At 45.8% G+C, this 13,756-nt stretch carries 11 protein-coding genes; 2 read left to right on the forward strand and 9 right to left on the reverse strand.

Going from position 1 to position 13,756, the window contains the following annotated elements; translation table 11 throughout:
- Nucleotides 1-91: 91 nt before the first annotated feature.
- The 7 genes from AC4PM4_RS25605 to AC4PM4_RS25635 form a co-directional block, all read right to left on the reverse strand.
- Complete coding sequence (locus tag AC4PM4_RS25605; protein ID WP_491614824.1) at nt 92-2,053, reverse strand: hypothetical protein; 1,962 nt, start codon at nt 2,051-2,053, stop codon at nt 92-94.
- 119 nt (nt 2,054-2,172) lie between these two features.
- Nucleotides 2,173-3,219 (reverse strand): hypothetical protein, encoded by a 1,047-nt coding sequence (locus AC4PM4_RS25610; protein WP_491614825.1) that lies wholly within the window; start codon nt 3,217-3,219, stop codon nt 2,173-2,175.
- A 69-nt stretch (nt 3,220-3,288) separates the two neighbouring features.
- Complete coding sequence (locus AC4PM4_RS25615) at nt 3,289-4,977, reverse strand: DUF6138 family protein (RefSeq protein WP_491614826.1); 1,689 nt, start codon at nt 4,975-4,977, stop codon at nt 3,289-3,291.
- Nucleotides 4,978-5,073: 96 nt separating this feature from the next.
- Nucleotides 5,074-5,220 (reverse strand): hypothetical protein, encoded by a 147-nt coding sequence (locus AC4PM4_RS25620; protein WP_491614827.1) that lies wholly within the window; start codon nt 5,218-5,220, stop codon nt 5,074-5,076.
- A 61-nt stretch (nt 5,221-5,281) separates the two neighbouring features.
- On the reverse strand, nt 5,282-6,934 hold the full coding sequence (locus tag AC4PM4_RS25625) for an extracellular solute-binding protein (RefSeq protein ID WP_063567088.1): 1,653 nt from the start codon (nt 6,932-6,934) through the stop codon (nt 5,282-5,284).
- 99 nt (nt 6,935-7,033) lie between these two features.
- Entirely contained in the window at nt 7,034-8,626 is a 1,593-nt protein-coding gene (locus AC4PM4_RS25630) for a response regulator transcription factor (RefSeq protein WP_176854790.1), read from the reverse strand.
- Nucleotides 8,601-10,361, reverse strand: coding sequence for a sensor histidine kinase (locus AC4PM4_RS25635; RefSeq protein WP_090954828.1), 1,761 nt, complete (start codon nt 10,359-10,361; stop codon nt 8,601-8,603). The genes AC4PM4_RS25630 and AC4PM4_RS25635 overlap by 26 nt, the downstream gene beginning before the upstream one ends.
- 265 nt (nt 10,362-10,626) lie before the next feature.
- On the opposite strand from AC4PM4_RS25635, the gene AC4PM4_RS25640 reads away from it, so the two are divergent.
- Together AC4PM4_RS25640 and AC4PM4_RS25645 are read left to right on the forward strand one after the other, a co-directional pair.
- Nucleotides 10,627-11,586 (forward strand): ABC transporter permease, encoded by a 960-nt coding sequence (locus AC4PM4_RS25640; protein ID WP_371129284.1) that lies wholly within the window; start codon nt 10,627-10,629, stop codon nt 11,584-11,586.
- A gap of 12 nt (nt 11,587-11,598) precedes the next feature.
- Nucleotides 11,599-12,477, forward strand: a complete 879-nt coding sequence (locus AC4PM4_RS25645) for a carbohydrate ABC transporter permease (RefSeq protein ID WP_063567085.1) — start codon at nt 11,599-11,601, stop codon at nt 12,475-12,477.
- A 61-nt stretch (nt 12,478-12,538) separates the two neighbouring features.
- Here AC4PM4_RS25645 and AC4PM4_RS25650 read toward each other — a convergent pair whose 3' ends face one another.
- Both AC4PM4_RS25650 and AC4PM4_RS25655 read right to left on the reverse strand, forming a co-directional pair.
- Nucleotides 12,539-12,721 carry an aspartyl-phosphate phosphatase Spo0E family protein gene (locus tag AC4PM4_RS25650; protein WP_063567084.1) on the reverse strand — a complete coding sequence of 61 codons (183 nt, stop codon included), beginning with the start codon at nt 12,719-12,721 and terminating at the stop codon, nt 12,539-12,541.
- 272 nt (nt 12,722-12,993) lie between these two features.
- On the reverse strand, nt 12,994-13,704 hold the full coding sequence (locus tag AC4PM4_RS25655) for a MarR family transcriptional regulator (protein WP_491614828.1): 711 nt from the start codon (nt 13,702-13,704) through the stop codon (nt 12,994-12,996).
- Nucleotides 13,705-13,756: the final 52 nt, after the last annotated feature.

Genomic DNA, 13,756 nt, shown 5'->3' on the forward strand with positions numbered 1-13,756 from the left:
TGCTCAGACAACAAATTTCATTATATTGAACCAATAAATGCCCAGAAGCACAGCTATATAAAATTTTAGCTGTACTTCTGAGCATCTAGGATTAGAAATTATTTTTGTCAAAAGGGCCTGGAAGTTTCAAAGTGTAGACAAGTGTAGATTCATCTTCCTTTGTTGGTATAATCATGGTCAGAACACCATCTTGTAACGCCTGCTCTGGAATCTTTGCCGTACTGATTCCCCACCTCGCTTCTGGCATGTCCGTTATGGACAACGTCCCAAGCACCTTGGTATAGTCCTGATTGGTAAACAACACTCTAGTTAGATCCATGTAATGGAGAGTAGAAGTTGATAAAGTCAAAGTACGGTCAAAATTCAGAACCACACCGTCAATACGATCCGGATAAAATGATTCCAATGACTTTGTATTGTTCTGATCCAACTTGTAGATATCCCCTACTCTTTCAATTCGCCGGGCACTTGCATGAAAAGCAAGGTTTTCTGGTGTCATGGCTGCACTCGTATTACGCTCATCATCACTAATTATTATTTCTTTATTGCCCCAGTAAGCCTTCGTTTCAGACACTTTGAGCCCCAAATCCTTGTTCCATTGTCCCAAAGGAATAAAGGTCTGGTTATAGAGTGTTAGCAATTTACTTCGATCCACACTGGATGAACGCTGTCCACGACTCAATGTGACTTGTTCCTTACCCAATACATATTGAATATGAAAAGCCTTGGTAAATTCCTCTAAAGGAACATAATGTTGCCCCTCCAGATAAAATGAAGGTTGTCCCTTATAATTCAATACTCCATCCCCTGACTTGATTCCTACTGGCTGTAACGGAAAGAATATGCCTGAAAATTGAAATGAATCCCAGTACCCCTTCCATTCTCGATATGTATCATATTGCAACTTCAGATGTTTATTCTCTGAAATGATATATAGAGAGGGAGGAAATGAACCTGGAGCTGAAAAATACTGTTCTATAATGTATTCATCCTCTGTTACCCACTGAACACCCTCTGTGCGAGCACGATAGGGAGAATCATAAGTTCCAATTAGCTTGAGGGTCTCTAGATCATATAAATGAACCGTGGACGATTCCATCTTACTATCCAAACCATTCTCAGTAACCAGAATCAGCGTTTTTCTTCCTGGTGAGACAGACGTATGAACATAGCCAATACGATCCTTCAGAAGTGTTTTTTTCTTTCCATTCTTGGTCGCAACAACAGTCCAATCGGATTTGCGGTCTCTTGTGTTGGTTTGTGAGATATTCAGATTAACATTTGTACTTGCCTGAAAAGCTTTGGTAGACAGCCCTGTCTTTATGTCAGGCTTCATCCAAAGCTGTTTCACCTTGGCTGTCTTTCCTTTGGCACCACCATATTCAATATAGTTACATTGGTACTTATCAGTGCAGTATACACCGACGTTACGGGTTTGCGGGAGTGGTGAAATGGCATAATCCGTATCGGTAAAATCCTTCTCAAGCAAAATTTTCCCACCAGTATACACCTTCTTGCCTGTAGTCATGGAATAGTATATTGGTTTATATTCTTCTTTTACATAAAGCATATAAAATAGCCCTAATTGTGGCTCCAAGTAAATTCTATTTTCACCTTCATGTACCTTGCGTAGAGAGTTGCTATTGTAATCATATTCATATAAGACGTAATAATATTGATTTTTATCAGTAGCGTAGTAAGTTATGTAACCCTTTAAGCCTAGTGGTGTATCAGAAACAATAGTATCAGAATATCCTGAAGTTATTGTTGAGCCAGTATAAATTTGGGGGAGAACTGCATTCTCGGTAAAGTGATATTCATTCACCTTTCTTTCACCTGTATCAAAACTCGTTCGGATGGTTTCTACAACAACCTCATGTTCCCTGATCGCAAAATTAATGCTGTGCCTCACACGTTCCTTTAAAGAAGTGCTTGCGGATTGCGTGCTTTGCTTATTGGTTCCAGGGTTAGAAGCTGCAACTGTTAGTCCGGGTAAGGAAAAAAGCATAATGCATGCCAACACAGTAACTAAACAAATAGATATTCTGGACATACTTAACTCCTTCTCTATGTAATGTTTTTTTTATGACCTGTTAAGTATAGAACTTCCGACCTAAATGTTCATTACATTTACTTCCAGTTTGCAGTCAAAGATCTATTTTTTAATAACGTTTACACCTCCAAATCGTTTAAACGAATCACTCTCCGATAGTTCATATAATCGATCATATCTTCCCAGTCCAACTCCCCTGCATTACCATCACGATAGTATACGGCCGCAGCGGGCAGAAAGCCGACCAACGGTCCCATGCCACCACAGATCATCGCGCCACCGTCGCCACCTTTGAGCATCATGTTTCCAGATCCATCAAGCGTAAGCTCATAATTATAGGGATCTCCAGCAAACTGGACACCAAAAAAGTTGGGCAGCTCCAAATCATACGGACGGTCATTCTCGACGAATAGGGAAGGGTCCGGCTCTATCGATTCATCCACAATTCCCTCCACCTCTTCGAGGCTTCCAAAATGCTTCAATTTCAACGTGTAGTCGAAGCTGTCCCCCCATGGAAAGAATGTACGGCAGCCCCCACCATACAGATACTCCCACTCATCTTCAGTAAGCAGACCAAAACCCGCCTTAGCTTGTTCTTCGATGAAGTACTCCAGCGTCAAATCTTCATTGAACCAAAATATCTGTACTGCCTCATTTTGACGAACCAGACGGAACTCTTGATGCAGTTCATACTGGTTCAGATCGGACAACTTAAACTTCTCCAACTCTTCTGCAAAATAGGCATTCTCCTGCGCCATCGCTTCAGCTTCCGTCACTTCAATCCAACCAAGGGAATGGCTGCTGCACTCCACCAGCATGGGAGCAATGTGCACGTCCCTAACCGGAGACATCTGGCTGCTTAAGAAAAAATCCACATCCTCCACGCCATACTCACTGACCGTCTCCAGCAAATCTGAGGAAGTCTGCTCGTTCATTCCATCCTTCCAGCGATCCCAGCCGAGTGTCACCCGATCGCCAGGCACAAACACAAATCGCTGCTCATCATACGAAAATACACCAGTCTCGATTCGCTGACCGAATCGTTCAAATGTCTCCAAGCCTTCATACTTCATACCTGTTGGAAAATGACTGACCATCCCTCGCAACAGTTCCTCTTTTTCCTGAGCAGACAGCCCTTTCCATGCATCTCGATTCAATGGCCCCATATACTCACCCACCTTTACCTGTATCCTCATACATCACATTAACCTTGAAAAGCCCTAACGGGCATATCCTTATTTCCCTGCAGCCTTTAACAGCTCTAACAGTAATTCTTTCCGTCTTCCCTCGGCCTTGCGTGCCAGCGTTGCAAGTTTCTCCATCTTGCCCCAGATCGGATACAGCGCACGCTCCACTTCATAGGTTTCCATTCCTTGCAACGATTGGACCAGAAGTTGAAGCTTCTCCTCATTCTCCAGCTCTGGTTGGATCTTCAGCTTCAGGGAATCCGTAGAACGACGCAGGCAGGCAACTAATGCAGGTATGGAACCGTCCGTTACACCCTGTGTCTCAGCAAAGGCAGCGGTGAATTTATCCTGTACCAACTGGTGCTCATCATCCACTTCACCCATATAATATTCAACCAACGGGAAATACCGCTCATCTGCCAATCCAAGTCCGAAGGTTGCATAACTGCCTGGCATACAGTTCTTTTCACCCTCTGTATCCGCATAAAATTCGAACTCTGCGATAGCCTCACGTGCATATTCTTCCAGCAGCGGATGCAGCTCCGGGTACTCAAGTGGGTTTGCGAAAAATCGATGCGTATCCGACTTCGCAAGCCCTTTAATCGGCAGATACTGCTTCACGCTGGATTTGAGCTTGATCTTGTAACTTTTGGGGAAGCCCTGCTTCAGCAAACGGGTGATAAAAGCAATGGCCTGTTCGTAGGCAGCTGCTTCTTCCTTGCGAATGATGATCGTAATGATCGAGAACACATCGTTCGCGGTGCACTCCACCTGCTCATTTTTCAAACGAATATCTTCCTTGGCATAGGTTCCGCTACCTTCGGTCATCATGCGAACCGCACGGCTACTGCCCAATTGTTTGGCCAGTTCCAAGAAAGTAAGGCCTTTCGGTTTACTGTAACTAGGCTCATAACGAAGAATCATCACAGCTGCATATAGCAGCAGATCGATAGGCTGTGCCACCTGCTGCCCATGCTCGCTCTTTGGCTGGTCCTCCTCCAAAGAAGCACCTGGCTTAAGTGTATATACATTGGCGCTGTACGCAGAAGGCTGTACATCAAAGTAGCGTGGCAAAAAATGATTCTCCGCCCAAGACGTTATCGCACGAATAATATCACCACGATGCTCCGCCAGAGCTTCCTGACGCCCTTTATTTAACTCCTGTATGCGATCATATTGTGCTATAGTCCACGCAACGTCCGGTTCAGGGAACAATTTCGGATCAAGCAGGTGACGCGTCAAAAAAAAGGATTCCAACGGCTTTGTTGGATATGAACCTTTTAGCAGCTTATGGTCTACGTATGTATGAATGCGCTCAAGCAACTGCTGCCTTTTCCCTTCGTTGATATATTCGAGCATGGTCACTTGCAGCTTTCCTTCTGTCGTTGGAAATTTCCCGCGAAAGGTAAACCGATAGTCGATCAACGGTGTATCCGCCAGCTTATCCAATTTCTCTTGAACCACTTCTACAAGCTTGGGCTGGATCTCATTTCGTACCTGTTCCTCGGTAAAGGGACCGGGATTCTTCGATTTCAATCCCTCATCCAATCCAAGATCCACACTGTCTACTGTAGTCCGTCCAGGTCTGTAATCCAGCAAAATATCATTAAAAATCCCCATTTGCAGCGTAGTTCGCTTCACAGCCTTTTCCAGGTCATCCCGCTTCAACTGTTCACTAAACCATTCTTCAATGACCTCAATCATCTCTTCCATTGCCTGATCATAGAGTGTACTCATGCTTCAACCGCCTTCCCATTTATCAGATCATTCCTCAAACCATCTATGCTAAAAATTACGTATTGATGTTCGTATATTACCTATTATCTTACTCTCTCACGCATCTTCGAAACAATAAGTCTTACGCACGGTTGTACGCAGAGAAATTAATGGATAAGCTCTTTCGTACATGTCTAAGCCTTCCGCATACAAAACAAAAACACCGGATTCAGGCGACTTTCCGCCCAAATCCGGTGTATTCACGAAATACCTCTTCCTTCTTGTATTACTTTAGTATGATTCATCTCGTAAATCATTCAAGGTATTAATTAACTGTTTTGAACCATTCATTGACTTCCGTTGTGATTTGATCGCCGCCCATGGATTTCCACTTCGTTACGAACGCGTCGAATTCATCGATGCCAACCTGACCGTAAATGATTTTGCTGAACGTATCTTTCTCCAGCTTGTCGAGCGCATCTTTCTTCATCTTCATCGTATCCGTAGGTGCACCCGTAAATTTGTTCTTGATTGCATCATCCTTATGAGCTACCACGACTTGAGCCGCAGCAAATACTTCAGGTTTGTTGGCAATTTTCGTATTTTTCTCGAAAGGTGTTTCTGCTTCCTTACCTGTAGCGAGTTCTGCCAACGTATCCATCATCAGGTTAGGAATACGGGCACCATCATAAGTAAGTGTATACTTCAGCGGGGATACGCCGTCTTTCAAATCAGCTTCACCAAGCACTTTGCCATCTACAATATCAAAGTCATATCCTTGGGCAAAGCCATGTTCGAACTCCCCACCCACTTCTGGATTAGCGAAGTTATCAAACAAATAATTTTGATACGTGAAGAATATTTCTGGGTTTGCCATATCCTTGTTGATCAACACGACCCCGTTGCTAGCACCTGAACCGTGGTGATGGCTCTCGCCAGTCGGTCCGGTTGGAAGGGCAATTGCTTTGTAGGTAGCGCCGTCCACATTTTTCTTCACATCATCGATCGGCCAGTTCGGCATCCAGTGCGGTCCCACAATGATTCCCGCTTTGCCTGCTGTAAACAATTCAGCCGCCTTAATCTCATCATATACGCCGGCTTCCTTCGGCAGATAGCCTTTGGACAACCAGTCTTTCATCGTTGCAAGTCCTTCTTTCACACCCGGTTGAACCGAGCCGTATTCCAGTGTTCCTTCTGCATTCAGATTCCACTGTCCTGGCATCGTGTTATACATTCCGAAGATCCAGCCAGATTCAGTCATCCAGGTATTGAGGGCATTTTTCATGCCGACCGTCAGACCGTACGTATCTTTCTTACCGTTACCATCCGGATCCTGATTCGTAAATGCATCCATCACCGTAACGAGCTCATCGATCGTTTTTGGTTCTTCCAGTCCAAGCTTCTTCAGCCAGTCTTCACGGATAAACATTACCGGGTCTCCGTTGTAAGCATAGTCAAAGATCGGAACGCCATACCGTTTACCTTCATACATGTACGGGTACCACTCTTCCGGTGCGGATTCAGCAGCCCCTTTCCATGTGTCAGATGCATACTTATCGAACAGTTCACCTGCATCGGCGAATTTACCCGACTCAATCAACTCACGCACCAGATTGTAGTCACCACGGATGGAGACGATATCCGGCAGCTCTTCATTAGCCGACAGGGAGAGACGAAGCTTCGTGTAAAAAGCATCATTGGTCACGGATACAGCCCAAGGTGTGGTCAGATCGATGCCCAAACGTTCTTTGGCCCATTTGGTGTGCACGTTGTTCTGTGCAGTTTCTCCGTTCTTAAACTTTGTATCATCATTCCAGGCTCGCAAATAGCTCATCTGAACCGCAGGTTCATACTTACCATCTTGCAGCGCAAGTGGTGCAGCCGCTTCCTTGGATGGTTCTTCCTTTGCCCCCGAACTGCATGCCGTTACGGCAACCATCGTCAGTGCAAGCAATGCAGTCATCATTTTTCTATACATGAAACCCCTCCTCAATCACTTTGAATACCCTTACATGAAAAGGATAGTGCAGCCGGGGAAGCAAACATATATCACAATTTCAATGTTCATATTGATTTGTTAACCGTTCCGAAAATCCTGCGGGGTCAGGCCATAATGTTTACGGAATACTTGAATGAAATAAGGGGTATTGTTATATCCCACTTCCTGACCGACTTCATAAATCTTCATTGCCGTGTGTTTCAGCAAGTGAACAGCACGTTCCATCCGGGAACGGATAATGTAGTCACTAATGCCTTCACCCGTTGATTGTTTATACATTTTGGACAAATACACCGGATGCAAATGTACCTCCCCTGCAATAACCTGCAAGGAAAGATCTTCGCCCAGATGGTTGTCAATCCATTGCTGGACCTGTCTGATCATGTTCGATCCACTTTCCTGGCCCGTATCGGTTGTGCTTAGAGCCCATTGTTCCATCACGCTCCGGGTCCATGCTTCCAGACTACGAAGTGACACGCCGTAGCCGTCCTTCAACAGTTGCTGATACTGCTCACCAAGGACATCAGACAACTGTCTGCCCTCCCGATGAGCCATGTAGGAGAACGCGGCAGCGAGATAGTGAAAAGCAACATAGACATGCTCCGGGAACACACTATCCGATAACTCGGCAAAAATCGCATCAATCTTGCGATTGGCGTCCTCCATCCGTCCTGCTTCCAGCAGTGCGGTCAGTCCGGGTGGCTCATAAAGTGCCGCAAGTGATTTCAATGTTGATCCATGGGAGCCGGCAGCCGCATTGAGATGCAGACCTTTGCCTGCTTCCGCCTGCTTGCGCAGTGCACTTACAGCTTGATGGTAAAGCTGCGGAACTTGCTCTGGAAAACGGCCTATCCGGCTGACTGATAGTGAAATCGTCGCGTTTAAATACTGCTTCACACTGTGAAGCAGCCGTTCTCCGAGCCGCCCCATCAGCAGTTCCGGTTCAGACTGTGCCTGTTTCGGACTTGCCATGAAAACGAGATCATCATACGCATCGTCCGTATGGCAGAGATTATAGCTGCTGCTAAAGATTTCTTCCACGACGTTAGAGATGGCGTATTTCATTAGACGGAATGCCTTGTTTGTTGGCTGTGGGTCATCATAGCGGATAAGCAGCAGCTGCATTTTGTCCTGGGGACGGAATCCAATCTCGAATTGCTCCAGCTTCTCCACAAGTTCGCTCTCTACAAATTTATGTCCAAGCAGCACATCCTTCATTAATCCCGCCCGCTTCTCCGGTAAATGTTCTCTCACCGAATACATGGCGCGCTGGTGCATCAACTGTTTCTCTCCCTCCAGCCGAATCTGGACGGAGGCCTGCTGCACGGCTTCAATCAACTCCTCATCCCGCACTGGTTTCAGCAGATAACTCACTGTTCCATGACGGAGTGCCTGCTTCGCATAATCAAAGGATGCATGTCCAGATAAAATGATACATTTGGTCCGCTCCCACTTTTGACGAATATGACTCACCAAATCCAGACCAGACAAGCCCGGCATACGAATATCGGTGATGATAATATGGACCTGATGTGCGGCCATTTGCTGCAATGCCTCTTTCACCGAGTACGCCTTATATACGTGCCCAATCCCATGTTCTCTCCACGGTATGGAGGCTGCAATCGATTCCACCGCTGAATGTTCATCATCCACGACCATTAGATTCATCATTAGGATATTCCTCCTCAAACCATCGTATTTCCACACTGAGACCCCCATAAGGGATCACTCCAAAATGAAGTCCTGAAGAATGACCATATCGTGTAACGAGCCGCTGGTGTACATTCCAGGTACCCGTGCCTATTTCTTCACCCATCGGTTCATTGATTTCTCGCTCAAGACTAACAATCTCTTCCGGCGTCAAAGTAACACCATCGTTATCGACAAACAGACTGTATCGTGTGTATTCCCTTCCATCGATTTGCTCATGTGCTGCCATGCCAGTAACCACGATGTGACCGCTACCCTCCATCGGTTCAATGCCGTGAATGACTGCATTCTCCACAATAGGCTGGATCAGCAGCCTCGGAATGTGCTGCTGCATCAGTTCTTGCGGTACAGCGATCTCATACGACAAACGGTTGGTGCGCATCTGTTGGATGGACAAATAATTGTCCAACAACCGGATTTCCTCTTCCACGGTCGTCATATCGTTCTCATCACGTGTGATGTAGCGATAGTAATCTCCCAGGCTGAGCGACATGGCAATAACCGCTTCGCGGTTGCCGAGCTGCGTCATATTTTTAATATAAAACAGACAATTATACAGGAAATGAGGATTGATCTGTGATTGCAGATGCTTCAACGTCGCTTCCCGCGAGCGAATGCGTTCCTCGTATACCTTTTCGATCAGCTCCTGAATCTGCTCGGCCATGTGATTGAAGCTCTGCGTCAGATAAGCGAATTCATCCCGGGAGTGATCGACCGGAATTCGTGTGGACAGCTGTCCTTTGCGAATCTGCTGCAATCCTCTCATCAGACGTTGTATCGGCACCTGTACCTTTCGGTATAACAACAGGGCAGCGCCAATACTGAGCACGAGCAGCAGCAAAATCGAGGTTATAAACATATTTCGGCTCTTGTCCATCGGCGTAAGCAAATCATCCAGTACAACCGGGTTAACATAGATTCCGTTTAGTTGTTTGGAGAGCACATAACTGACCAAGTACTGCTTGCCCCCCACCTCCAGCTGATGGTTGCCTTCACTATCCAATTCGGTTAATGGCATGTCCCGCATCACCGCTTCCACGAGCTCGGGGTCCGCACTCCGATTTAACAGAGGCTCGTTGCCAGGGACGAGAAGAAAGGGATCTCCTCCCTGGGCCTCCTTGAAATCATCCAGCATGGCAACAATGTTCATCGGGTCAAAATCAATCTCCATCACCGTTCGTACATCCGTGGTCACAGGTTTTTCATTCCACTCGTAGTTATCCGTAAAGAAATAAGTGAAGCTGCCTTCGTTCAACTGCCATCGGCCTGGCTGTGGAAAGTTTAACATCTTCTCATTGAATACCGTCCGGTTGGACATGGTGGATAGGACCAGCTCTGCCTGAGGCAGAACAATGGTAATATCGTTCTTCCAGCGGCTGGTGGACTGGTATAGTGACAATTTGTCGAGAATATCGAGATAGATGCTGTTTTTCTCATATTGGCTGGTCGATTCTGTCATGTAACGATAGTGTAGAATGCTTGGATCACGCAGTAAAGTCAGCCCATAAAGCGAGAGCTGTTCAATATTTTTATCCACCTGAGAGCTAAAATAGTTGAACTGGTTCAAGCTGGACTGTTGCTTCTCCTCGACGATCATGTCCACGTTCGCCTGATTCGCGTAGGTATAGAGCAGCAAGATGGGTACCAGCAAGCAGACCAGCAGCATGACTGTTTTTGAGAATACTGTAAATTTCATTGCTTCACCCTGTCCCGGATTAAAGTAAAGATACACATCGAAGTCCTATTTTATATTGAAACCCCTTACATATCTATACTGAATTTCAAATGAGTCACTATTCGGTATACGTTTTTAACAAGTTAATAAATCAACATCCGCCTTGAAATGTTGTTCTATAGCCCGCCCGTTTCCATTGCTATAATTCAGTTGCTCCACTATTTGCAGAGGCTTACTAGCCTCATTATGCAGAGGCTGGACGATATAAAGGAGGGACCTGATGGCTATGGAACAACCACTAACGACCAATACGCCGGTGCGGCAGGCAACACACAATCCACGCAAACGTACCCGCTGGAATTTCAAACGCAATTGGCCGCTGCATCTGATGCTGCTGCCTTCGGTATTGCTCACATTGCTGTTCGCCTATGTGCCTATGGGCGGCATTATTATTGCGTTTCAGGATTTCAAACCATGGCTGGGATTCACCGGCTCCAAATGGGTAGGATGGGATAACTTCCGATTCATGTTCGAATATCCGGATAGTGTTCAGGTCATCTGGAACACCGTACTGATTGCCGCCATGAAGATTGTGGCCGGACTCGTGGCCCCGGTCGTGTTTGCCATTTTGCTGAATGAAGTACGTAATTCCACGTTCAAACGGTTCTCACAGACGCTGGTATACCTACCCCATTTCTTGTCTTGGGTTGTACTGGGCGGCATACTGCTGGACATGCTTTCCCCCGAAGGCGGTCTGATTAACCAGGTGCTGGCGGCTGTTGGCGTTGAACCGATCTTCTTTCTGGGAGATGGCGACTGGTTCCGTGTAACCGTGGTCATCAGTGATGTATGGAAGGAATTCGGATTTGGTACCATTGTCTTTCTTGCAGCCCTTGCGGGCATTAACCCTGCTCTGTACGAAGCTTCCGAAGTTGACGGGGCAACACGGCTTAAGCAGACCCTACACATTACGCTGCCTGCACTCGTGCCGATGATCATTGTGGTGGGAACGCTATCACTGGGGAATATTCTTAATGCTGGATTTGACCAGATTTTCAACCTGTACAATCCACTTGTATATGATAAAGGCGATATTATTGACACGTTTGTTTATCGGATGGGTATTTTGAATGGCAAAATGAGCTTTGCGACTGCGGTTGGTTTGTTTAAATCCTTTGTCGCCATGTTCCTCGTTATTACTGCCTACCGGATGGCTTACAAAATCGCTAATTACCGCATTTTCTAAGGAGGAATTAAGGTGTATCACAAAACGACCGGATACCGTATATTTAACGGCTTCAACCTGTTCTTCATCGCGGCCGTCTCGCTGCTGTGTGTGCTGCCGCTTGTCCACATTCTGGCGGTTTCCTTCAGCGGTAAAGCGGCAGCTTCCGCCAATCTGGTAACGCTCTGGCCGATTGATTTTACAGTCGACGCTTATACCAAAACGTTTGGTAACAGTAACTTTCTTAGCGCCCTCTGGATCTCAGTGCAACGTACCGTGTTCGGTACGCTGCTCAGTATGGTGCTGGTCACCCTGACGGCATATCCTTTATCCAAGGAAAGTCTGAACTTTAAGGGACGTTCACTGTACGCGTGGTTTTTCATCTTCACGATGCTGTTCAGTGGCGGACTGATCCCTTCCTATATCCTGATTCAAAAGCTGGGACTGATCAACACCATGTGGGCTCTGATTTTGCCGGGCGCTGTGGCGGTCTGGAACCTAATTCTCATGATGAACTTCTTCCGTAACGTGCCCAAAGAGCTAGAAGAAGCGGCGTTCATCGATGGTGCCAACCATATCACCACATTGTTCCGCATCTATCTGCCTGTGTCCATGCCGGCCATTGCAACGATCTCCCTATTCACCATGGTGGGGCAGTGGAATTCCTGGTTCGACGGGTTGATCTATATGAATGACGCAGCCAAATATCCGCTCGCTACGTTAATGCAAACCATTATCGTGCAACAGGATTTCTCCAATATGAATGTCGATGCGACGCAGCTTCAGAACATGTCGCAGCGTACCGTTAACGCAGCCCAGATCTTTATTGGGGCACTGCCAATCCTCCTCGTGTATCCATTCTTGCAGCGTTTCTTTGTAAAAGGAATTGTGCTTGGGGCCGTAAAAGAATAGGGTTCGTATACTAAAACTGAATGCATTCGCATCATTTCATCCCGAGGTTTATAACGCGCCGTTATTTACTTCGGGATGTCTTTCCGCGAATGGCATTGTTATATTGATTAATGAGTTCATCCAGAACCATCGATTGACGAATGACCTCCGGATGCCACAGTTCTTTATGAGCGTTTGCAATCTGGTAAAGCCTCTGTCGTGCCTTTTCGATACATTCCTGAATGGTTTCCGGATTATGCACCATACTCCCGCCCCCTGTTGTCCTTCAATATCCTCCATCCAAAAAAGACCATCTATTATAATATTCGGAACAAAGGGAGCTTCACATTACCCCAAAATCGAATTTATGGTTATTTTTTCTTGTACAGGTTGAAATAAGGATGAGCAATGGACTCAGATGTGGCAAAATACGAAAAAATACCGGATAGGCCTATCAGCCTTATCCGGTATTTTGCTATAGCTACATTTATTGTTCGCAGAAACCTGCACACCATTTCCTTATGAAATATTATGTGGCTAGTCCTCATAGTCTGCAAAAAAAACATCATTTAATATGGTTTTTGCTTTCTTCAAATTACGGGAATCCAACTTGTTGAGCATAGACATGATTTCATTCATTTCATCGGTCGATGATGTAGAACTATTGGCCCTATGAGCTTCTGAATCCTCAGTAGTATGCGCCTTTCTTAGGGCGGGTTCAATAGCCTCCTCCTCTGCTTCCGTATGAATCCATGATGTATGCAGCGTCTTTTGGAGAGTGTTGACGAGAAACTGTAACTCATCCTCGTTATACCGTTGCAAGAAATGATGAACCCCAAGATCAATCTGATGATGCAGGCCCTGATGCAAACGATAAATCTCTTTTCCGAGCGATGTGGTACGGAATAGAACTTCTTTTTTGTTATCCGGAAGTGACTCGGTTACGATGATGTTTTGAGACACGAGTCTTCTCGTGATTTTGGAGACCGTCCCTTTGGAGAAGCCGAATTGCTTTGAAATGGTTATGCCGTTTACTGGCTCGAGTGTACCAATAGCATCCAGCACATGCAGCATCGTCACCGTCATTTCTTTGATTAGCTCTTCAACAGCCGGATTAGGACTATTTTGGAGCAACCACTGTTTTTCTTCGTCATCTTCTGATTGGAATCTGATCTGTATATCTTTCACTGCTTCCAATACTTCTTGAATTAAGTGATCTCTATTTTGATTTTCCGATGGGTTGATCATTCAATTTTCCTCCAACGATTGTTAGCTTCATACCAGTATATCAGGGTATGTT

This window comes from Paenibacillus sp. MDV22-iso6 (assembly GCF_058408365.1).